Origin of the sequence: Pseudonocardia autotrophica, from assembly GCF_003945385.1 — a bacterium.
GTDB classification, from domain to species: domain Bacteria; phylum Actinomycetota; class Actinomycetes; order Mycobacteriales; family Pseudonocardiaceae; genus Pseudonocardia; species Pseudonocardia autotrophica.
On the sequence record NZ_AP018920.1, the window covers coordinates 2,805,220 to 2,825,870 of the forward strand.

At 74.3% G+C, this 20,651-nt stretch carries 18 protein-coding genes; 13 read left to right on the forward strand and 5 right to left on the reverse strand.

What is annotated here, in order from left to right; all coding sequences use genetic code 11:
- Window positions 1-10: 10 nt before the first annotated feature.
- The gene (locus tag Pdca_RS13270; protein WP_085911414.1) at window positions 11-1,903 is read right to left on the reverse strand and encodes a primary-amine oxidase; all 1,893 of its coding nucleotides are present in this window, start codon (window positions 1,901-1,903) and stop codon (window positions 11-13) included.
- Window positions 1,904-2,209: 306 nt separating this feature from the next.
- Here Pdca_RS13270 and Pdca_RS13275 point away from each other — a divergent pair, with 306 nt between their 5' ends.
- Entirely contained in the window at window positions 2,210-3,619 is a 1,410-nt protein-coding gene (locus Pdca_RS13275) for an APC family permease (RefSeq protein ID WP_085911415.1), read from the forward strand.
- Entirely contained in the window at window positions 3,616-4,362 is a 747-nt protein-coding gene (locus Pdca_RS13280; protein ID WP_085911416.1) for an IclR family transcriptional regulator, read from the forward strand. The genes Pdca_RS13275 and Pdca_RS13280 overlap by 4 nt, the downstream gene beginning before the upstream one ends.
- Before the next feature lie 5 nt (window positions 4,363-4,367).
- Here Pdca_RS13280 and Pdca_RS13285 read toward each other — a convergent pair whose 3' ends face one another.
- The gene (locus Pdca_RS13285; RefSeq protein ID WP_085911417.1) at window positions 4,368-4,745 is read right to left on the reverse strand and encodes a DUF6319 family protein; all 378 of its coding nucleotides are present in this window, start codon (window positions 4,743-4,745) and stop codon (window positions 4,368-4,370) included.
- Window positions 4,746-4,947: 202 nt separating this feature from the next.
- Here Pdca_RS13285 and Pdca_RS13290 point away from each other — a divergent pair, with 202 nt between their 5' ends.
- From Pdca_RS13290 to Pdca_RS13330, 9 genes are all read left to right on the forward strand, one after another.
- Complete coding sequence (locus tag Pdca_RS13290) at window positions 4,948-5,967, forward strand: Ldh family oxidoreductase (protein WP_197719982.1); 1,020 nt, start codon at window positions 4,948-4,950, stop codon at window positions 5,965-5,967.
- Window positions 5,968-6,015: 48 nt separating this feature from the next.
- The gene (dctP, locus tag Pdca_RS13295) at window positions 6,016-7,044 is read left to right on the forward strand and encodes a TRAP transporter substrate-binding protein DctP (protein ID WP_085911419.1); all 1,029 of its coding nucleotides are present in this window, start codon (window positions 6,016-6,018) and stop codon (window positions 7,042-7,044) included.
- Entirely contained in the window at window positions 7,041-7,640 is a 600-nt protein-coding gene (locus tag Pdca_RS13300; RefSeq protein ID WP_085911420.1) for a TRAP transporter small permease, read from the forward strand. Before dctP ends, Pdca_RS13300 begins: the two co-directional genes overlap by 4 nt.
- A complete protein-coding gene (locus Pdca_RS13305) occupies window positions 7,637-8,917 on the forward strand; it encodes a TRAP transporter large permease (protein WP_085911421.1) in 1,281 nt (426 codons plus the stop codon). Before Pdca_RS13300 ends, Pdca_RS13305 begins: the two co-directional genes overlap by 4 nt.
- Before the next feature lie 29 nt (window positions 8,918-8,946).
- Window positions 8,947-10,260 (forward strand): enolase C-terminal domain-like protein, encoded by a 1,314-nt coding sequence (locus Pdca_RS13310; protein ID WP_085911422.1) that lies wholly within the window; start codon window positions 8,947-8,949, stop codon window positions 10,258-10,260.
- Window positions 10,257-11,420, forward strand: coding sequence for a fumarylacetoacetate hydrolase family protein (locus tag Pdca_RS13315; protein WP_211286601.1), 1,164 nt, complete (start codon window positions 10,257-10,259; stop codon window positions 11,418-11,420). The genes Pdca_RS13310 and Pdca_RS13315 overlap by 4 nt, the downstream gene beginning before the upstream one ends.
- 56 nt (window positions 11,421-11,476) lie before the next feature.
- A complete protein-coding gene (locus Pdca_RS13320) occupies window positions 11,477-12,187 on the forward strand; it encodes a GntR family transcriptional regulator (protein WP_197719983.1) in 711 nt (236 codons plus the stop codon).
- Window positions 12,188-12,368: 181 nt separating this feature from the next.
- Window positions 12,369-13,361 carry a zinc-dependent alcohol dehydrogenase family protein gene (locus tag Pdca_RS13325; RefSeq protein WP_085911424.1) on the forward strand — a complete coding sequence of 331 codons (993 nt, stop codon included), beginning with the start codon at window positions 12,369-12,371 and terminating at the stop codon, window positions 13,359-13,361.
- Window positions 13,362-13,430: 69 nt separating this feature from the next.
- The gene (locus Pdca_RS13330; protein WP_085911425.1) at window positions 13,431-14,270 is read left to right on the forward strand and encodes a CPBP family intramembrane glutamic endopeptidase; all 840 of its coding nucleotides are present in this window, start codon (window positions 13,431-13,433) and stop codon (window positions 14,268-14,270) included.
- An 11-nt stretch (window positions 14,271-14,281) separates the two neighbouring features.
- Here Pdca_RS13330 and Pdca_RS13335 read toward each other — a convergent pair whose 3' ends face one another.
- From Pdca_RS13335 to Pdca_RS35535, 3 genes are all read right to left on the reverse strand, one after another.
- The gene (locus tag Pdca_RS13335) at window positions 14,282-15,271 is read right to left on the reverse strand and encodes a threo-3-hydroxy-L-aspartate ammonia-lyase (protein ID WP_085911426.1); all 990 of its coding nucleotides are present in this window, start codon (window positions 15,269-15,271) and stop codon (window positions 14,282-14,284) included.
- A 69-nt stretch (window positions 15,272-15,340) separates the two neighbouring features.
- Window positions 15,341-17,836, reverse strand: coding sequence for an ATP-dependent helicase HrpB (hrpB, locus tag Pdca_RS13340; RefSeq protein WP_085911427.1), 2,496 nt, complete (start codon window positions 17,834-17,836; stop codon window positions 15,341-15,343).
- Between the two features lie 82 nt (window positions 17,837-17,918).
- Window positions 17,919-18,056: a hypothetical protein gene (locus Pdca_RS35535; protein WP_158092076.1), complete on the reverse strand. Its 138-nt coding sequence runs from the start codon at window positions 18,054-18,056 to the stop codon at window positions 17,919-17,921.
- A 263-nt stretch (window positions 18,057-18,319) separates the two neighbouring features.
- Here Pdca_RS35535 and Pdca_RS13345 point away from each other — a divergent pair, with 263 nt between their 5' ends.
- On the forward strand, window positions 18,320-19,498 hold the full coding sequence (locus tag Pdca_RS13345; RefSeq protein ID WP_085911428.1) for an acyl-CoA dehydrogenase family protein: 1,179 nt from the start codon (window positions 18,320-18,322) through the stop codon (window positions 19,496-19,498).
- On the forward strand, window positions 19,491-20,651 hold the full coding sequence (locus tag Pdca_RS13350) for an acyl-CoA dehydrogenase family protein (RefSeq protein WP_085911429.1): 1,161 nt from the start codon (window positions 19,491-19,493) through the stop codon (window positions 20,649-20,651). The genes Pdca_RS13345 and Pdca_RS13350 overlap by 8 nt, the downstream gene beginning before the upstream one ends.

The window sequence follows — 20,651 nt, forward strand, 5'->3', positions numbered from 1 at the left end:
AGCGATCCGCTCAGTGGCAGTCCTTCGACGTGCCCGGCGGCACGTCCAGGGCCGGGTTGCGGTCGAAGAAGCCGGCCGGCTTCAGGGTGAACCCGGTGTAGTCGACCGGCATCACCGGCCAGTCCTCCGGGCGCGGGAAGTGGGTCAGGCCGAACGTGTGCCACAGCACGACGTCCTGACCGTCGATCTCGCGGTCGGCCGCCACGTAGGACGGCAGGCCCGCCCCGCCCGGGTTCTGGTTGACGAAGTCGCCGGCCGAGTACCGCTCGGCCGGGTCGTAGCGGGTCACCCAGAGCGCCTTCGAGGCGAACGTGGCCCGCGCGTGGATCGACGAGGCCTCGTCGGCCAGCAGGGTCGGCTGCCCGAGCGGGTGCAGTACGTACCCGACGGGCTGCCCGAGCCCGTTCGTCTTCTCGGTGTTCACGACGTGCCAGACCCGCCCGGTGCCGGGCGATGCGTCCCGTTGCGCCTGCGACTCGCGGGTCAGCCGGGTCGCCGACCGGCCGAACGCGTTGCCGTACGGGTTGCCCTCGCCCATCGGGATCCGCACCGCCTCCACCTCCTCGACCGCGTTCGCGAGGCCGTCGACGGTCATGTCGAGACGGGCCGAGAACAGGTGCTGGTGGTAGGGGGCGCCGAGGCCGGGTGCGATCTCGGTGGCGTACTCGCCGGGCGTGCCGGAGGTGAACACGATGCCGGTCGCCTTGCACTCCAGCTCGATCGTGCCGTCGAGGTAGAGGTACCAGTAGAAGCCGTAGTCGTAGTTGCCGATCGGGGTGAAGAACGAGATCACCAGGCGGCGCTGGCGGCGCACCTCGCTGGAGCCGGTGAACACGTCGGTGTGCTTCCAGAGGACGCCGTAGTCCTCCTCGTGCATGCAGATCGCGTTGCGGACGGTCTTCGGGTTGCCGAGATCGTCGGCCAGGGTGGCGTCGAGGTAGTGGATGTCGCCGAGGCAGTCGCAGCCCAGCTGCAACGAGTCGGCGTAGCGGGCGAACATGTACTCGCCGCAGTCGAAGTAGTTCTGCCAGAACCGGACCGGGGCCGGATCGGCGTAGGGCACGACCATCTCGGCGACCGATGCCCGGTAGCAGACCGGACGGTCGTCGAAGGCGATCTGGTGCAGGGTCAGGCCCTCACGCTCGTTGAACCCGATCCGCAGGTCCCACTTCCCCCAGCGGACGTGGCCGTCGTCGACGGTGAACGACCGGCCGTCGGGCTGGGTGATCTCGATCGGCTTCAGGCCCTCCAGCGGCGGGCCCTGGACGGCCGGGTCGTCGAAGTTCCCGCTGGTCTCCGGCACCGGCACCACGCCGGTGTCGATCACCCGGTCGACCGTGCGGGCGGTGAGATCGACGTAGGCGACCAGCCCGTCGATCGGGTGGGCCCACGCGTGGTCGGCCTCGTGGTCCTGCCGGAAGCCGAACGCTCGCGCCAGCCGGCGGCCCTTCTCCTCGGGGTAGTCGTAGACGCCCGCGGACAGCGGCACCGCCCGCACCGACGCCGGCTCGATGCCCCGCTTCTCCAGTGCGGCCAGCCAGTCGGGGGAGGCGTTGAGGACGTCCTCGATGAACTCGAACTCCGAGTCGATGATCGGCGGCTGGCCGTCCCGCTCGGGCTCCAGCTCGCGCACGGACACCAGCTCGCCGGCGGTCACCGACACCACCGTGTCCCAGGACCGGCCGGTGGACAGGTCCAGCAGTACGGCGCGGAACCGGCGGTCGGCCGGACCGCCCGCGAGCACCTCGTCCTTCGAGGGCTCCTCCGGTGCGAAGAACGCGTACCGGACGTGCTCGGTGAGCAGGCCGGCCGCGTCCAGCACCTCCCGGACGGTGGCGACCTCGGTCTCGGTGGTCATCCCCAGCGGATGCCCGGTCGCGGTCCGTGGCTGGACGGCGGTCATCGGATCTCCTCGTGTCGGACGGTGCCGGGGCCGCGACGTCATCGGCCGGCCGTCGGCGTGGGTACGAACGGGACCGGACGGTCACGTGCCCGACCGACCGGCACAACTGCCCGTCCCGAGTGGTGCGAATCACCCTGCCATCCGTTCCCGCCGCGTGGGAACCGGTGTGTCGATTTTCTCGTTCGAGTCATCGCTGCTGGTCACGGCACTGTGACAGGGGGTTAGGGTCCGCAGCGGACAATCGTGCGACCGGGCGGCCCGTGACGGCCGGCGACCGTCGTTGATCCGGAGGGGAGAGGTGCCGAGGTGGCGACGCTGCGCGACCGCTCGCCCGTGCACGGGCTGGAACGTCGCAGGCTCGGTCCGGCCGACGTCGTGGCGCAGTCCATCGCGGGCTCGGCCCCGTCGGCGGCGATGGCGGCGACCCCGGTGATCGTCGCCGGGCTGGCCGGCCCGTGGACGGTGTGGTCGTTCGTCGCCGCGGCCGTGATCGCGCTGCTGGTCGCCGCGTCGATCGGCCGGTTCACCACCAGGATGGCCGCGCCGGGCGGGCTGTACCCGCTGACCGCGCAGGGCCTCGGGTCCGGGCCCGCCTTCGCCGGGGGCGTCGCGGCGGCGCTCGGCTACCTGCTGCTCTGCGCGGCGGCACTGGGCGGGGCGGTGCTGTACCTGCAGCCGCTGCTGGGTGCGGGCCCGGCGCAGACCCGGTGGGGCACGACGGCGGCGGCGGTGCTGTGCGGGCTGATCGTGACGGCGCTGGTGGCACGCGGGGTGCGGCCGGCCGCGCGGGTGGTGCTGCTCGTGGAGGCGATCGCGGTGGGGGCACTGGTCGGGGTGTTCGCGCTGCTGCTCGCCGGGGGGCCGCTGCCCGGGCCGGGCGCCGGGCCGCAGCCGGCGATCGGGGCGGCGGGCCTGGTCGCGGGGGTGGTGCCCGCGCTGGCCGCGTTCATCGGGTTCGAGGTGGCGACCTCGCTGGGCGCGGAGACCCGGCGCCCGTTCCGGACGGTGCCGCGGGCGGTGTTCGCGACGGCGGCGGTGACCGGCGTCCTCTACGTCTTCGCGGCCGCGGTGCAGACGAGCGGATTCGCGGCGGTGCCCGGTGGGCTGGGCGGGCAGGTCCAGCCGGTGCAGGTGCTGGCGACCACTCGCGGCTGGTGGTGGATCCCGCCGGTACTGCACGCCGCGCTGGTGCTCTCCTTCCTGGCCTGTGCGGTCGCCACCGCGACGGCGCTGTCGCGGGTGCTGTTCTCGCTGGCCCGCGACGGCGCCGTGCCCGGTGTGCTCGGCCGTACCCACCGCCGGTTCCGCACGCCGCACGTGGCGGTGCTGGCCGCCGTCCCGACGGCCGCGGCGGCGGTGGCCGTGCCGCTGGCTGCCGGTGTCCCGCCGGAGGTGCTGCTGGTCGGGCTGCTCGGGGCGGCGACCGTCGGGTTCCTGGTCACCTATCTGCTGGTCTGCCTGGCCGCGCCGCTGTTCCTGCGCCGGATCGGGGAGCTCACCCCGGCGGCGGTGGCGACGGCCGCGCTCGCGGTGCCGGCGTTGTTCGCGGCGCTGGTGGCGTTCGTGGTGGCGGCCCCGCTGTCCGGGCTGGTGCTGGCGGTCGCGCTGCCGGCCGGCGCCGGCTGGTCCGTGCTGCAGCGCCGCCGGGGGGATCTGCCCGCGCTCGGCGTGTACGACGAGACCGTCGCCTCCGACGTCTGGCACCGCGTCCGGTGAGCGCCCCGCCCCCGATCAGCGGCCGTCAGCCACGCGCCGTGCGGACCGCGCTGGCCGTGCTGGAGGAGGTCGTCGCCGCCGGGCCGGGGGTGACCGCGAAGGAGATCTCGGCCGCCCTGCGCCTGCCGCCGGCCACGACGTACCGGGTGCTGAACCTGCTGGTCGGCGAGGAGTACCTGGTGCGGCTGCCGGACCTGCGCGGGTTCGCGCTGGGCCGGCGCGCGGCACGGCTGGCACCGGTCGGTGTGCCGCGGCTGCCGACGGCGGCCCGCGGGGTGGTCGACCACCTGCGCAGCCGGGTGCGCTGGGGCGTGCACCTGGCCGTGTTCGACGGCGGACGGCTGCACCTGCTCGATCCGGATCCGGATCACCCGCCCAGCGATCCGGACCTGCTGGCCCGGCTGCCGCAGGCCTCGGCGCTGGGCAGGCTGCTGCTGGCCGACCAACCGGACTGGCGCGCACTGGTACGTGAGCTGCGCCGGGTCACCGATCACACGGTGACCGACCCGGACCGGCTGTCCAGGGTGCTCGACGAGGTCACCGAGCAGGGCCTGGCCAGCCAGACCGGCGAGCTGCGCCCGGACCGGGGGTGCCTGGCGGCGGCCGTCCGCTCGCCGGCGGACGGCCGCCTGGTGGCCGGGCTGGCGCTGTCCGGCCCGGCCGCCCGGGTCGCCGATCCCGATCCCGAGCTGGTCGCGCTGCTGCGCGAGCACGCCGGGTCACTCGGCCCGTTGCTGGGCTGATCCGCTCACTCCTCCAGTGCGGCGAGCGCCTTGCGGGCCTGCTCCAGCTCGGCCTCCAGCTCGGCGACCCGCGCCGCCTTGGCCGACTTCGCGCTCTCGATGACCTCGTCGACCGGCCCGGCGAGATCGGCGTGCAGGGTGGCGGCGGCCGCCGACACCGCCGACGCGCTCACCGGCAGACCGCGGGCGATCCAGCTCGAGCCCTGCTTGAGCTCGGCCTGCCACTCGCCGTCGGCGGAGCCGCTCACGGTCAGCGTCATCGTCACGACCCGGGTGGTGCGGGCGGTCGACGACCCCTTGGGACGTCCGCGCCTGCGCTTGGGTGCCTCGTCGCCGGTCTCCTGCGTGTCTGCCCCGGTCCCGGTGGCCAGATCCTCGTCCACGTGCGTCCCCGCTTCCCCTCGACAGTTCCACTGTGGCAGGCCCAAGGGTGAAGTCAGAACACCCGTTCGAGTAATCCACCCCCGCGGGCGGCCGGTCACGGGATGTGCATCGGTGGGGTTGTCCCGTCCTGCCTATGCCTATACCTTCGACTGAATTCCTATAGGATGAGGTGCAACGGTGCGTCGATTCCCGGTGTCGGAAGTGGTCGCCTTCGCAGGCCGGGCGCTGACCGCGGTCGGTGTCCCGGATGACGACGCGCGACTGGTCGGTGACTCCCTGGCATCGGCCGACCGCCGTGGCATCGCCTCGCACGGCCTGCTGCGACTCCCGCTCTACGTCCGCACGATCCGGGCGGGCGGGGTCACCGCGCGGGCCCGGCCGCGCTGGGTGCGCGAGCACGGCGCCACCGCGGTGCTGGACGCCGACGGCGGACTGGGCCAGGTCGCGATGGCGGTCGCGGTGGACCGGGCGGCGGCACTGGCCGGTGAGCACGGCGCCGCGGTGGTCGCCGTGCAGGGCAGCTCGCACTACGGCGCCGGCGCCTACTGGACCGAGCGGCTGACCGAGCAGGGCATGGCCGGGCTGCTGACCTCCACCACCGGCGCCTCGGTGACCCCGTTCGGCGGGGCCCGGCCGGTGCTCGGGACCAACCCGCTGACCGTCGCCGTGCCGAGCTCGGGTGACGGGCCGCTCGCGGTGGACATGGCGACCAGCAACGGCGCCTACGGCAAGGTCGTCGCCGCCCGTGACGAGGGCCGCGAGATCCCGGAGGGCTGGGCGGTCGCCGCCGACGGCACCCCGACCACGGATCCGGCCGCCGCACTGGGCGGGGCACTGCTGCCGTTCGGCAGGCAGAAGGGCTCCGGCCTGTCGGTGCTGCTGGAGGTGCTCGCGGCCGCTCTGACCTCGGCGAGCTACGCCGACGAGACGATCGACATGTGGGTGGATCCGGGTTCGAGGATGAACGCAGGGCACCTGCTGCTCGCGGTCGACACCGCCGCCTTCACCGGGCGCGGGCACACCGAGGCGCGCGCGGCCGACATGCAGGAGCGGGTGCGGTCCGCCGCCCCGCCCGGGGGCACCGTGCACGCGCCGGGCGATCCGGAGCGGGCGCAGCAGGCGCGCACCGGTGACCGGGTCCCGCTCGCCGGCCCGACGCTCGAGCAGCTCGACCGGATGGCCGCCGACCTGGGGATCGAGGGAATCGGGGAGGGCACGTAGCGGAACGGCGGGGGAGCACCGGACGACGACGTTCGAGGGAGCGCGATCATGGGTGACCGACGAGGGCGCCTGCGCCGCGCCGGGGCGGGAGCGGCCGCCGCGGCCCTGCTGCTGTCCGGCTGCGGACTGGGCGGGCCGATCGACGCGAGCGACATCCCGGTCGCGCCGGGTGAACCGGGTGACACGGTGCTGCGGCTGGCGCACGCCTACGACGTGAGCCACCCGGTCGAGCAGTGCGGTACGCCGCTGATCCAGGAGGAGCTGCGCGGCAGCGGCATCACCGTCGAGAGCTATCCCTCGGCGCAGCTGGGCACCGAGGCCGAGTCACTGGAACAGGTCGCCGCCGGCGGGCTCGACCTGACCGTGGCCGGGCCGTCGTTCCTGGGGGTCTGGTACGAGCCCGCCGCGGTGCTCGACGGGGCGTACCTGTTCGACGACGTCGGTGAGTTCGTCGCCGCGGTGCAGGGGCCGGTCGTCGCCCGGGTGCACGAGGAGTTCCGCGAGCGCAGCGGGATGCGGGTGCTGTCCAGCTGGTACTACGGGACCCGGCACATCACCGCCGACCGGCCCGTCGAGCGGCCCGAGGACCTGGCCGGGGTCAAGATCCGCACCCCGGACGCGCCGCTCTACCTCACCAACTTCGGGATCATGGGTGGTGCGGCGACCCCGATGGCGCTCGGCGAGGTCTACCTCGCGTTGCAGCAGGGCACCCTCGACGCGCAGGAGAACCCGGTGCCGACCATCTCGTCGTCCGGGTTCCACGAGGTCCAGGACCATCTGAACCTGACCGGGCACATCGTGCAGGGCGTCCACCTGATCGCCAACGACGAGCTGAACTCGGCCCTGGAACCCCGGCAGCGGGAACGGCTGGACGCGGCCGCGACGGCGGCGAGCGAGGCGATCCGGGAGTGCATCCTCGCCGAGGAGACCGAGATCGTCGAGCAGTGGCGGGCCGAGGGCACGCTCACCGTCAACGACGTCGACATCGCGCCGTTCGCCGACCGGGTCCGGGCCGAGCTGCCCGCCCGGGTGTCCTGGGGCGACGTGTACCAGGAGATCAGGGAGTCGGTCCGATGAGCACCCAGGTCCACGGTGAGGTTCCCGAGGAGGCTCCCGAGGAGGTCCCGGAGGCTCCCGACCTGCTGGAGCGGCGCAGTCGCGGCTACCGGTTGCTGGTCGACGTCGAACGCGTCGTGTGCTGCCTGCTGCTCACCGGTGTGCTGGTGGCGGTGCTGCTGCAGGTGCTGACCCGCTACGTCTTCGACAACCCGCTGAGCTGGACCGAGGAGATCGCCCGGTTCCTGCTGGTGTGGCTGACCTTCGTCGCCGCGGGCTACGTGATGTCACGCCGGCTGCACATCGTCGTCGATCTGCTGGTCGACCGGCTCGGGAGCCGGGCCTCGCGGCTGGTCGACGTGTTCGCCGGGATCGTGGTGCTGGTCGCCTCGGCGACCCTGTCCGTCGCCGGGGCGGTGTTCGCGGCGGGCAGCTCATCGCTGCTGGCACCCGCGACCGGGCTGCCGCTGACCGTCGTCTACGCCGCGGCCGTCGCCGGGTTCGCGCTGGTCGCGCTGCACGGCGCCCTGAACCTCTACGTCGCGCTCCGGCACCCGGACGAGATCCCCGGCGCCGTGGAGGCGCTCACCGCCGGAGCCCCGAGGAGCATCCCGTGACGCTCGCACTGATGGTGGGCGCGCTGATCGCCCTGCTGCTCCTGCGGGTACCGGTGGCGATCGCGCTGCTGGTCCCGTCGCTGGTGTACGTGGTCGTCGATCCGACGGCGTCGCTGGGCATCGCGGCCCAGCAGACCGTGTCCGGGGTGAACAGCTTCCCGATCCTCGCGGTCCCGATGTTCATCCTGCTGGGCAACCTGGCGAACGTCTCCGGGATCACCGACAAGCTCTTCGACGCCGCGACCGCGGTCGTCGGCCGGGTCCGCGGCGGTCTGGGCTACGTGAACGTCGGCACCAGCTTCGGCTTCTCCTGGATGAGCGGCGCCGCGATCGCCGACGCCGCGGCGATGGGCCGGGTCCAGGTCCCGGCGATGGTCAAGCGCGGCTACCCGCTGACCTTCAGCGTCGGGATCACCGGGGCGTCGTCGCTGATCGCCCCGCTGATCCCGCCGAGCATCCCGGCGATCATCTACGCGGTCACCGCCGGACTGTCGGTCGGCGCGCTGTTCATGACCGGGATCGTGCCCGCGCTGCTGCTGGTGCTCACCCTGTGCGCGACCTCGTGGTGGCTGATGCGCAAGCGCTCGGACCTGCGGGAGGAGAGCCTGCCCGCGGCACAGCGGTTCCGCGCGGTGCTCGGCTCGCTGCCGGCGCTCGGCGCCGCGGTGATCATCCTCGGCGGGATCCTGTCCGGGATCTTCACCCCGACCGAGGCGTCCGCGATCGGTGTGGTCTACCTGCTCGTGCTGGCGCTGGCCTACCGGGCGCTGGACCTGCGCCGGCTCTACCGGACGCTGCTGCAGACGGTGGAGACGTCCGGCTCGGTGCTGTTCATCGTCGCGTCCGCGGCACTGTTCGGCTGGGTGCTGGCCCGCGAGCGGGCCCCGCAGCTGGCCGCCGAGATGATCTTCAGTTTCACCGTGTATCCGGTCGTGTTCCTGATCCTGGTCAATCTGCTGCTGTTCGTGGTCGGCGCGATCCTGGAGCCGACCGCGGCGATCCTGATCCTGGTCCCGGTGCTCGCCCCGGTGGCCGAGGTGTTCGGGATCGATCCGCTGCACTTCGCCGCGATCGTGATCTTCAACCTGATGGTGGGGTTGCTGACCCCGCCGGTCGGGCTGGTCGTGTTCGTGCTGGCCAGTGTCACCCGGACGCCGGTGCCGACGGTGATCCGCGGGCTGCTGCCGTTCTACGTCGCGCTGGTCGCGGTGCTGATGGTGATCACGTTCTTCCCGCTGCTGACGACGTGGCTGCCCACGGCGCTCGGCTTCGCCTGACCCCGGTCCCCGCACAGAGAAGGAGTCCCATGCCGGTCATCACGTCCGTGCGCACCCGCGACGTCCGCTTCCCGACGTCGCTGGAGCTCGACGGATCCGACGCGGTCAACGTCGATCCCGACTACTCGGCCGCGCACGTCATGCTCAGCACCGACGGCGGGGAGACCGGCTACGGCCTGGTCTTCACCGCCGGTCGCGGCAACGAGCTCGTCGTCCACGCGATGGAGTCCTACGGCGCGCTGCTCGTCGGCCGGGACGTCGACGAGCTGCTGGCGGACCTGGGCTCGGCGTCCCGGCGGCTGGTCCACGACTCCCAGCTGCGCTGGCTCGGGCCGGAGAAGGGGGTCGCGCACATGGCCTGCGGCGGCCTGGTGAACGCGCTGTGGGACATGCGGGCGCGCCGTGCGGGCGTGCCGCTGTGGCGGTTGCTGGCCGGGATGTCGCCAGCCGAGCTGGTCGGCGTCGTCGACTTCACCCACATCCGCAACGCGATCACCCCGGACGACGCGCTCGGCCTGCTGCAGGACGCGCTGCCCGGCCGGGCGGAGCGGATCGCCGAGCTGGAACGGTGCGGCTATCCCGCCTACACGACGACTCCTGGCTGGCTCGGCTACGACGACGAGAAGCTGCTCCGGCTGTGCCGGGAGGCCGTGCGGGACGGTTTCGACATGATCAAGCTCAAGGTGGGCGGCGACCCGGCCGACGACGACCGCAGACTGGCGCTGGCCCGCGGTGCGGTCGGCGACGGCGTGCGGATCGCGATCGACGCCAACCAGCGCTGGGAGGTCGGCGAGGCGATCGAGCGGGTGACAGCGCTCGCCGCCCACCGGCCGTACTGGATCGAGGAGCCGACCAGCACCGACGACGTACTCGGACACGCCGACATCCGGGCCGGTGTGCACCCGGTGCGGGTGGCGACCGGGGAGGCCGTCGCGAACCGGATCGTGTTCAAGCAGCTGCTGCAGGCCGGCGCGATCGACGTCATGCAGATCGACGCGACCCGGGTCGCCGGGGTGAACGAGAACGTCGCCAACCTGCTGCTGGCCGCCCGCTTCGACGTCCCGGTGTGCCCGCACGCCGGCGGGGTCGGACTGTGTGAGCTGGTCGCGCACCTGTCGTTCTTCGATCACGCGGCGGTGAGCGGGCGGATCGGCGACCGGGTGATCGAGTTCGTGGATCACCTGCACGAGCACTTCGTCGATCCGGTCGTCGTCCGCGACGGCCGCTACGCGGCACCCTCGGCCCCCGGAACCGGTGCCGCCATGCACGAGGAGTCGTTGCGGCACTGGGAGTTCCCGGACGGGCCGGGCTGGCGCGATCTCGCCGAGGGGGCGCCGAGGTGAGCCCGCCGGGACTGCTCCCGGCCGACGCCGCCGACGCGCTGCTCGTCGGGCGGGTGTGGGATCCCGGCACCGGCGGGCCGCGCCCGGTCGCGGTGCGCGGGGACGGGCTCGCCGACCTGTTCGGGACTGCCGCGACGGTGTCGTCGCTGCTCGAACTCCCGTCCGCGGACCTCGCGCGGGCCGCCGCCGCGGCACCCGTCCGGTGGAGCCTGGCCGCGGCGACCGACCCCGCCGCGACCGGCCCTCGGCTGCTCGCCCCGGTCGACCTGCAGGTGGTCAAGGCGTGCGGGGTGACGTTCGCCGGCAGCATGGTGGAACGGGTGATCGAGGAGCGCTGTGCCGGCGACCCGGCGCTGGCCGACACGGTCCGGGCGCAGGTCACCGCCGCGCTCGGGGACGGCGTGACCGGCGGCCTGTCCGGTGTCGTACCCGGTTCGGCGGAGGCGGACCGGATCCGCACCGTGCTCCGCGAACGCGGCCTGTGGTCGCAGTACCTGGAGGTCGGGATCGGGCCGGACCCGGAGGTGTTCACCAAGGCCCCGGTGCTGTCGTCGGTGGGACCCGGTGCCCGGGTCGGGATCCCGGACTTCTCGGACTGGAACAACCCGGAACCGGAGCTCGTGCTGGTGGTCGACTCGCGGGGCGTCCCGCGCGGGGCGACCCTGGGCAACGACGTGAACCTGCGCGACGTCGAGGGCCGCAGCGCGCTGCTGCTGGGCATGGCGAAGGACAACAACGCCTCCAGCGCGCTCGGCCCGTTCGTCCGGGTGTTCCACGACGGCTTCACCCTCGACTCGGTCCGCGCCGAGCGGATCGCGCTGCGGATCGAGGGGCCGGAGGGCTTCGTGCTCGACGCCCACAACGACGTCGGCCGGCTCAGCCGCACCCCGGAACAGCTCGTCGCGGCCGCCTACGGTGCCCACCACCAGTACCCGGACGGCTTCGTCCTCTACACCGGGACGCTGTTCGCCCCGACCCGCGACCGGGGCGCAGCCGGGAAGGGCTTCACGCACCTCGTCGGCGACCGGGTGACGATCTCCAGCCCGCAGCTGGGCGCGCTGGTCAACGACGTCGGACGGACCGAGGAGCTGCCGTCGTGGGAGTTCGGGATCGGGGCGCTGATCGGGTACCTGCACCGGCAGGCGGCGGGATCGGGGTGAGGTCGCGGTGACCCGCTACCGTCCGTCCCGGGTGGACGTGTCGAGAGGAGGCGCCGGTGACCGGGGAGCTGTCGGTTCCGGGTCGCAGGAGCACCGCCGAGGTCTACGAGGAGATCCGGACGATGATCCTGGAGAGCCGGATCGAGCCGGGGGAGCGGATCAACCTCGACGCGCTGGCCCGTGACCTGGGGGTGTCCCAGACGCCGGTCCGGGAGGCGGTGCGGCACCTGGAGGGCGACCATCTCGTCGTCCGCGCCGAAGAGGGCCGGGGCTACCGGACGACCGCGCTGCTCGATCGGGCCGGCCTGCGGGAACTGTTCGAGTTCCGCCTGCTCGTCGACCTGTGGGCGGTGCGCGCGGTGGCGGTGAACCGGCTGGCGAACCCGGCGGGCCGGCTCGCCCGCGAGGTCGACCGGTTCGAGCGTGCCGCGGTCGGCCTGGCCGACGTGCGACGGCTGCTGATCACCCACGACACCACCTTCCACGGCGAGATCCTGGCCGCCTGCGGCAACGACGTCGCGCGGCGGGCCTACGCCGGGACACACGGCCACCTGCACGCGTTCCGCCTCTACTCGCCCGACATCGACGGTACGGCGACCGTGCGCGAGCACCGCGCGGTGCTGGAGGCGATCGCGGCGTGCGACCCGGACTCCGCAGAGGAGGCGATGCGCCGCCATCTCGTCGACGCGTTCCACCGGTTCGACGCCGCCTTCGCCGCCGGTGACCGTGCGCAGCTGCGGACACCCGGCCGGCAGAGCCTGTTCTGATACCGGCGTACCCGCCCGACGACCGGAGGACCACCATGCACGACGAGCCGCAGACGGCACCCATCGCGGCGGGTGGCCCGCTCGCCCGCCGCGGCGCCGGGCCGGTGCCGCACCCGGTGCCGCCCCCGGCGGCGCCGCGTGAGCACCCGGTGCGAACACCGCGCAGCGGAGCGGGTGCCCGATGACCGGGTCAACGGTCCGTGCCGTCCGGTTCCACGAGACCGGCGGCCCGGAGGTGCTGCGGATCGAGGACGTCGAGCTGCGCGACCCGGGCCCCGGCGAGGTCCGGATCCGGGTGCACGCGGTCGGACTGAACCGGTCCGAGGTGAACTTCCGGCGGGGCACCTACCTGGAGACCCCGGTACTGCCCGCCGGTCTCGGCAGCGAGTGCTCCGGGACGGTGCTCGCCACCGGACCGGACGCCGGGCCGTGGAGCCCCGGCGACGAGGTCTGCGTGATCCCGGCGTCGTCGCAGAACACGCACCCGGTGTACGCCGAGGAAGCGATCGTCGGGGCCGGGGCGCTGCTGGCCCGCCCACCCGGTCTCGACGACGCCGGTGCGGCCGCGGTCTGGATGCCGCTGCTGACGGTGTGGGGGATGACCCGGCACGCGGTGCGGCTGAGCGAGGGCGACCGGCTGCTGGTCACCGCTGCGGCGAACAGCATCGGCGCCGTGGCGCTGCAGGTGGCCCGGCATCTCGGCGTGCGGGCGGTGGCCGTGGTGCCGGACGGGCGGCACGTCGACGCGCTGCGCGCGGCCGGTGCCGACGAGGTGCTGACCGGGAGCCCGGACGCCGCCGGGCTGCGCGACGCGCTCGGTGGCGGCGCCGATCTGGTACTCGACGCCGAGGGCGGACCCGGGGTGGAACGCCTGGTCCGGGCCTGCGCCCCGGGGGCGGCCGTGATCGTGCACGGCGGGCTGTCGGGGGAGCCGACGCCGCTGCCCGCCGCCGGGTACGCGCCGGTGTGGCTGCGCCGCTTCCACGTCCGCGAGGTGGCGGGCGACCCGGCGGTGCTGGCCCGCGCGGTGGCGTTCGCGCGGGCCGGTCTGGCCGCGGGGACGCTGACCCCGCTGGTCGACCGGATCTTCGACCTGGCCGATGTCGCTGCCGCACACGATTACCTGGAGTCGCCGGATCGGGCACCGGGAAAGCCGGTGCTGCGGATCGGGTGAGCCACCCTTCCGGGTGCGAAACGGTCGATCGGCACGAGCGGGCCCGCGGCTGCGGCATAGGTTCGGCGCATGGCGTCTTCCACCGCGAGTACCACCGCCGGCGCCCGGATCCGGCGGGTCGCTCTGGCCACCATCGGGATCGTCGTGCTGGTGTTCGCCGGGGCGTACCTCTGGGCCGGGGTGCTGTGGCTGACCGGCCTGCCGGAGAGTTCATGGCAGGTGACGGCGCTCGGGAACCTGGTCGCGTTCCTGCCGCCGCTGATCGTGCTCGCCCTGTGGCTCCGGTTCCGTGAGGGGCGCAGCCTCGCCGATCTCGGCTTCCGGGTGCCGCGCCCGGCGGCCGGGGTGCTCACCGGGGTGCTGGTCGCGGTCGTCCTGTTCATCGCGATGCAGGTGCTGGTCGGGATGCTCGCCCCGGCACAGGGTGCCGACGACGACGGGTCGGGCCCGTTGTTCCCGGGCCTGCTCGCCGTGCTGGTGCTGCTGATGACCGTCGCGGTGCAGGCCTCCACCGAGGAGATCCTGTTCCGCGGCTACCTGCTGCACGCCGTCCGGCGTGACCTGGGCACCTACGGGGCCGTCCTGTTCACCGCGGTGATCTTCGGCCTGTGCCACAGCCTGAACCCGGGGGTCACGGCCGCCTACGTGGTGAGCACCGCGGCGCTCGGGCTGCTGCTCGGTTTCCTGTCGCTGGGCCGGGGCGGGCTGTGGGTGGCGTGCGCCTTCCACACCGTGTGGAACCTGATCCCGGCGATCGTCACCGCCGGCTCCGAGCCGGGGGCGGGCAGCGGAACGTCCGGCTCGAACGCCGTCTGGGTGACGGCCGGTGCGCTCCTGATGTTCGCCGCCGTCGCCGCCGTGGTGTACCACCGGCGCAGCCGCCGCGCCGCGGCCGTCCCGGCCGGCTGACCGGGCGAGCCTCAGCCGGTGCCGACCAGGCTCGCGAACCGGTCCAGATCGACGTTCCCCCCGGAGACCGTCACCCCGATCCGCTTCCCGGCGAAGCGCTCCGGATCGGCGGCGATCGCCGCCCGCATCCCGCAGAAGGCCAGTACACCGGTCGGCTCGACGACCACCTTGTAGCGTGACGCGAACAGCGCCATCGCCGTGATCAGCGCGTCGTCCGGGACGGTCAGTACGTCCGTCACGTGCTCGGCGATGATCGGGAACGTCAGGTCGCCCAGGTGCCTGGTCGCGGCGCCGTCGGCGATCGTGCGGGGCTGCGGGATGCTGACGATCCGGCCGGCCCGCAGCGACTGCCTGCCGTCGTCGCTCGCCTCGGGTTCGACACCGAACACGGCGCAGCCCGGCGACAGCGCCTGCACCGCCAGCAGCGAGCCGGACAGCAGTCCGCCGCCGCCCAGGCAGACGAACAGCGCGTCCAGCGGGCCGTGGTCCTCCAGCAGTTCCAGCACCGCGGTGCCCTGCCCGGCGATCACGTGCGGGTGGTCGTAGGGCGGGACGAGGGTGAGCCCGCTGCGGTCGGCGAGCTCGGCCGCGATCACGGCCCGGTCCTCGGTGTAGCGGTCGTAGTGCACGATCCGGGCGCCGTAGCCGCGGGTGGCGGCGATCTTCGACGCGGGCGCGTCCTGCGGCATGACGATCGTCGCCGGGACCTCCTGCAGCTGCGCGGCGAGCGCGAGCGCCTGGGCGTGGTTGCCGGAGGAGTAGGCGACCACCCCGGCGCGGCGCCGGCCGGCGTCGAGCCGGGACAACGTGTGGAACGCGCCGCGGAACTTGAAGCTGCCGGTGCGCTGCAGGTTCTCCGCCTTGACCAGCACGGTGGCGCCGAGCTCGGCGTCGGTCAGGCGGGAGGTCAGTACCGGTGTGCGGTGGGCGGCGCCGTGCAGGATCTCCGCGGCGGCACGGACGTCGTCGGGGGTGGGACGGGCGTCGGGGGTGGTCGTCACCGGGTCAGCTTCCGTCGCCCGCGTCGTCCGGTTCAAGCGGGTTCACGGTCGGGTGCGACACATGCCGAGTCACCGTCGCCGGCCGGTGCCGCGCCCCGGGACGGCGGTCCGTGGGTCCTCCGGCCAGGCGTGCTTCGGGTAGCGGCCGCGTAGCTCGGCCCGCACCTGCGGGTACCCGGTCGCCCAGAACGACGGCAGGTCCGCCGTCACCGCCGCCGGCCGCCCGGCCGGTGACAGCAGGTGCAGCACGACCGGCACCCGGCCCCCGGCGACGGCCGGTGAACCGGTCCAACCGAACACCTCCTGCACCCGTACCGGCAACGCGGGGGCATCCCCCGAGTAGTCGAGCGCGATCCGCGACCCGGACGGCACGGCGAGGCGTTCCGGGGCGAGCTCGTCGATCCGCCCGGCGAGCCCGCCGACGTGCGCCGCCACATACGCACGCAGCGCCTGCCCGGCGTCGACCCGGGCGAGGTCGGCGCGCCGCCGCGCGGTCGCCAGCGGGCCGGCGAGCCAGCCGGCCGGGTCCTCCGCAGAGGCCAGCAGCGCCTCCTCGGTGACCTCCGGCCACGGGTCGCCGAGCACCCGGTGCAGGAACCCGAGGCGCTCCCGCAGCGACGACGCCGACGCCGTCCAGCGCAGCAGCCCGGTGCCCTCGGAGCGCAGCCCGGTGACCAGCGCGGCGCGCACCGCGTCACGTCCCGGGCGGGGATCGGGGCGTTCGGTGAGCACGATCGCGCCGAGCCGGTGCACCGAACGGGCGCGCACGTCACCGGCGTCCCAGGCCACCTCGGTCCCGGTGACGAGCAGCGCGGCACCGGCCCGCTCCGCGGTCTCCCGGTCGGTGGCGGCGGCCAGCCTGACCCGCCCGTGCACCTCACCGGGACGCCGGTCGGCGACGGCGACGGCGAGCCATTCGGCGTCGCGCAGCGGTCCCGGCGGCACCTCTACGGCGGTCCCGCCTGCCATCAGGTAGACCCCCGATCCGGCGTCCCGCCGCCGGGCGAGGCGCTCCGGGTGCGCGAGCCCGGTGACCAGCGCGACGAGCTCGGTCCCGGGCACCCGGTCCCGGTGCGGGCCGGTGCCGCCGGTGCGCTGCAGTGTCCTGGCCAGCCGGTCCCGCTCGCCGCGCCAGCGCCGCGCTCCCGGCGCCTCCCCGGAGCGCAGCCGGGCGAGCGCGGCGGCCAGGTCGTCGGCCGGGCCGGCGAGGGTGTCGTCGTCGAGCACCGCGACGATCCCCGCGACGTCCTGCGGGGCACCGGCGTCGACGCCGTCGAGCAGTGCCCTGGCCAGCCGCGGGTGCAGCCCGAGCGCGCCGATCCGGCGGCCGCGCGCGGTGACGTTCCCGCCGGCGTCGAGCGCGCCCAGCGCGGTCAGCACCGCCCGTCCGGCGGCCAGTGGGCCGGACGGCGGCTCGTCCCACCAGCGCAGCCCGCTGCCGTCCGGGGTGCCCCAGACGGCGAGGTCCAGCGCGAGCCCGGTCAGGTCGGCGATCCGGATCTCGGGCTCCGGGGCGTCCGCGAGGCCCTCGCCGTCGGGCCAGCACCGGTAGGCGGTTCCGGGTGCTTCGCGCCCGGCCCGGCCGGCCCGCTGGGTCGCGACCGCCCGGGACACCCGGCGGGTGACCAGCCCGGCCAGTCCGCGCCGGTGGTCGACGTGCGGTACCCGGGTCAGCCCGGAGTCGACGACGGCCCGCACCCCGGGCACGGTCAGGCTGGACTCGGCGACGGCCGTCGACAGCACGATTCGCGGCCGCGGGCCCTCCCGCAGGGCGGCGTCCTGTTCGGACGCGGGCAGCCTGCCGTGCAGCGGCAGCACGTCGGCATCGAGATCGCGGCCGCGCAGCGCGGCCGCGACCCGGCCGATCTCCGCGACGCCGGGCAGGAACGCGAGCACGCTGCCGTGTTCGAGTGCGCGCACCGCGGTCCGCGCGACGGTGGCCTCGATCCGCTCGCCGCGCGCCGGCGGCACGTGCGTGAGCGCGACGTCGTAGGTCCGGGCGGCGACCTCCAGCACCGGTGCCGGGCCTGCGGTGCCGCCGAGCAGCGCGGCCGGCCGGGTGGCGTCGAGGGTCGCGGAGGTGGCGAGCAGCCGAAGATCGGGGCGCAGCCCGTCGCGGGCGTCGAGCAGCAGGGTGAGCAGCAGATCGGCGTCGAGATGGCGCTCGTGCACCTCGTCGAGCACCACCGTGGACACCCCGGCCAGCTCCGGATCGGCGGCCAGCCTGCGCAGCAGCAACCCGGAGGTCACCACCTCGACCCGGGTGTCCGGTCCGGTGCGGGAGTCGCCGCGGACCCGGTACCCGACGGTGCCACCGACCGGGGTGCCCAGCAGCGACGACATCCGGGCGGCCGCGGCGCGGGCGGCGACCCGGCGCGGTTCGGCGACCAGCACTCGTCCGGACGGGGCGGTGCCGGTGGGGAGCCCGGCCAGCGCGAGTGGCACCAGGGTGGTCTTGCCGGTGCCCGGCGGCGCCACGAGCACGCAGGAGCCGCGTTGGTCGAGCGCCCGCCGCAGGTCCTCGAGGACGGCGGCGACCGGGAGATCGGGCAGTGGGGGAACCATCGCCCCCAGTATCGGCCCTCCGGTACCGACCTCTCGGTTCCGACTCCCCGGGACAGCCCCCGGAGGGCCCCCGGGGATTGCCTCAGCCGATTCCGACGAACGGCAGCACCAGCAGCGCGCCGACGGCCGACGCGAGCAGCGCGGTGATCGACAGGACGACCCAGGTCGGGATGCCCCGGTCGTCGAGGACCGCGGGGTGCGGGCGGTGCAGCAGCGTCATGTCAGGTCTCCGTCGACCGCGGTGGTGGGGCGGTGGCACGCCACCGCTCGGACGAACGTGATGTCGCGTACGGAGCAGTCGGTGTTAACAGTGGTCGTCGACCCCTGTGGTCGTCGACCCCTGTGGCCGTCGAACCCTGCGGTCGCCGACTTCGGTGGTCGCCGACTTCGGTGGTCGTGGAATTCAGTGGTCGTGGAACTCGATGACGACCGGAACTCGGCTACGTTCGGGGGTGACCGCGACGGAGCGTTCCCGGAGGTGCGATGACCCCGCCCAGCACAGCTGCCGAGGTCGAGACGGCCGCCCGCGAGGTGGTCGGGAGGCACGATCCGGGCACCGTGCCACGCGCGGAGCTGTTCGGCGCGCTCTACGACGCCGGGCTGGCCTGGGTGCACCATCCGGTGGGCCTGGGCGGGCTGGGGCTCTCCCGCGGCCTGCAGACGGTGGTCGACGGCGTCGTCACCGACGCGGGCGGCGACCGGATGTTCGCGGTCAACCCGATCGGCTACGGGATGGGTGCCCCCACGGTCGTCGAGTACTGCGCCGATCGCGAGCTGGTCGCCCGCTGGCTGCGCCCGCTGGCGACCGGCGAGGAGATCTGGTGCCAGCTGTTCAGTGAGCCGGGCGCCGGGTCCGACGTCGCCGGGCTCACCACCAGCGCGGTCCCGGACGGTGACGGCTGGGTGATCAACGGCCAGAAGGTGTGGACGACGCTGGCGCACGTCGCCCGGTGGGGGATGCTGGTCGCCCGCACCGATCCCGACCTGCCCAAACACCGTGGCCTGACCTACTTCGTGATCGACATGACGCAGCCCGGTGTCGAGGTCCGGCCGCTGCGGCAGATGACCGGCCAGGCCGAGTTCAACGAGGTCTACCTGCACGACGCCCGGGTGCTCGACGCACACCGGCTCGGCGACGTCGGCGCCGGCTGGCGGGTCGCGATCACCACGCTGATGAACGAGCGGACCGCGATCGGCGGCGTCACCGGGCGCCGGAGCAGCGGCGTGATCGGCGAGGCGCTCGGCCTGTGGCGGGCCAACCCCGACCGGCAGACCGCGGTGCTGCGCGACCGGCTCGCCCGGCTCTGGACGCGCGCCGAGACCCACCGGCTCACGCTGGTCCGGGCCGGCCGGACGGCGACCGAGGGCCGCCCCGGCCCGGAGGGCTCGGTGTCCAAGCTGGTCGGCGCCGAGCTGAACCAGGACGTCTACGAGTTCTGCATGGACCTGCTCGGGCCCGACGCGCTGCTCTACGACGACTACGAGATCCGGCCCGATCCCGGCTCCACCCTGCAGCAGCGGTTCCTCCGCTCGCGGGCGAACACCATCGAGGGTGGCACCTCGGAGGTCATGCGGAACATCCTCGGCGAGCGGGTGCTGGGCCTGCCGGGCGAGCCGCGGTCCGACTCGGACCGCCCCTGGAAGGAGGTGCCCCGTGGCTGAGCAGGCCGAGTTCACGGTGACCGAGGAGCAGCGGGAGCTGCGCACCGCGCTGCACCGATTCTGCGAGCGGGCGCACGACGAGGCGACCGTCCGCAGGCTGATGGCCTCCGACGACGGCTTCGACCGGGCGCTGTGGGCCCGGCTCGGCGGCGAGCTGGGCGCGCTGTCGCTCGCCGTCCCCGAGGAGCTCGGCGGCGCCGGCGGCACTGTCGTCGACCAGGCGGTCGCGGCCGAGGAGCTGGGCGCCGCGCTGGTCACCGGCCCGCTGCTGGGCACGGTCGGGCTGGCGATCCCGGCGCTGGTCGCCGCACCGGCGTCCGGAACCCGGGACGCGCTGCTGGCCGATCTCGCCGCAGGCACCCGCACCGGGGCGCTGGTGGCCGGCCTGTTCGCGCCCTACGACGGTGCGACGGCGGCGGCGGTCACCGCCGCCGGCGGGACCCTGTCCGGCGAGATCGGGCACGTGCCGGACGCGGCAGCTGCGGACGTCCTGCTGGTCGCCGCGGACGGCCCGGACGGCCCCGTGCTGGCGTGCGTCGAGCCCGGCGTGCCCGGGGTGACGGTGACCGGGCGCGGATCGCTCGACCCGACCCGGCGGATCGCCCGGGTGCGGCTGGACGGCGCCGCGGGCACCGTGCTGGCCACCGGCGACGACGCCGACCGGGCCCTGCAGCACGCCTTCCGCACGGCCGGGGCGTTGCTCGCCGCCGAACAGGTCGGCATCGCGGCGCGGCTGCTCGAGCTGACCGTCGGGTACGCGACGCAGCGGTGGCAGTTCGGTAGGCCGATCGGGTCGTTCCAGGCCGTCAAGCACCGCCTCGCGGACATGCTGGTCGGCGTCGAGCAGGCCCGCACCGCCGCGCTGCACGCCGCCTGGGCGATCGTCGATCCGCGGCTCGACGATCCGGACCTGGCGGTCGCGATCGCGCAGGCCACCTGCTCGGAGGTCGCCTACCGGGCCGCCGCGGACACCGTGCAGCTGCACGGCGGGATCGGGTTCACCTGGGAGCATCCGGCGCACCTCTACTACAAGCGCGCGATCGCCGACGCCGCACTGCTCGGGTCGGCCGAGGAGTACCGGGAGCGGATCGCCGCCGCCGTGCTGGACACCCTGCCGGATGATCTCGCCGTGCCGCGGGTCGCGACCGGCTGA

Excerpts from the sequence above, each read along its gene's own strand:
- Pdca_RS13270 (WP_085911414.1), bottom strand. The coding sequence starts at position 1,903 with ATGACCGCCGTCCAGCCACGGACCGCGACCGGGCATCCGCTGGGGATG.
- dctP (WP_085911419.1), top strand. The coding sequence starts at position 6,016 with ATGGGTGACCGACGAGGGCGCCTGCGCCGCGCCGGGGCGGGAGCGGCC.
- Pdca_RS13300 (WP_085911420.1), top strand. The coding sequence starts at position 7,041 with ATGAGCACCCAGGTCCACGGTGAGGTTCCCGAGGAGGCTCCCGAGGAG.
- Pdca_RS13310 (WP_085911422.1), top strand. The coding sequence starts at position 8,947 with ATGCCGGTCATCACGTCCGTGCGCACCCGCGACGTCCGCTTCCCGACG.
- Pdca_RS13325 (WP_085911424.1), top strand. The coding sequence starts at position 12,369 with ATGACCGGGTCAACGGTCCGTGCCGTCCGGTTCCACGAGACCGGCGGC.
- Pdca_RS13330 (WP_085911425.1), top strand. The coding sequence starts at position 13,431 with ATGGCGTCTTCCACCGCGAGTACCACCGCCGGCGCCCGGATCCGGCGG.
- hrpB (WP_085911427.1), bottom strand. The coding sequence starts at position 17,836 with ATGGTTCCCCCACTGCCCGATCTCCCGGTCGCCGCCGTCCTCGAGGAC.
- Pdca_RS35535 (WP_158092076.1), bottom strand. The coding sequence starts at position 18,056 with ATGACGCTGCTGCACCGCCCGCACCCCGCGGTCCTCGACGACCGGGGC.
- Pdca_RS13345 (WP_085911428.1), top strand. The coding sequence starts at position 18,320 with ATGACCCCGCCCAGCACAGCTGCCGAGGTCGAGACGGCCGCCCGCGAG.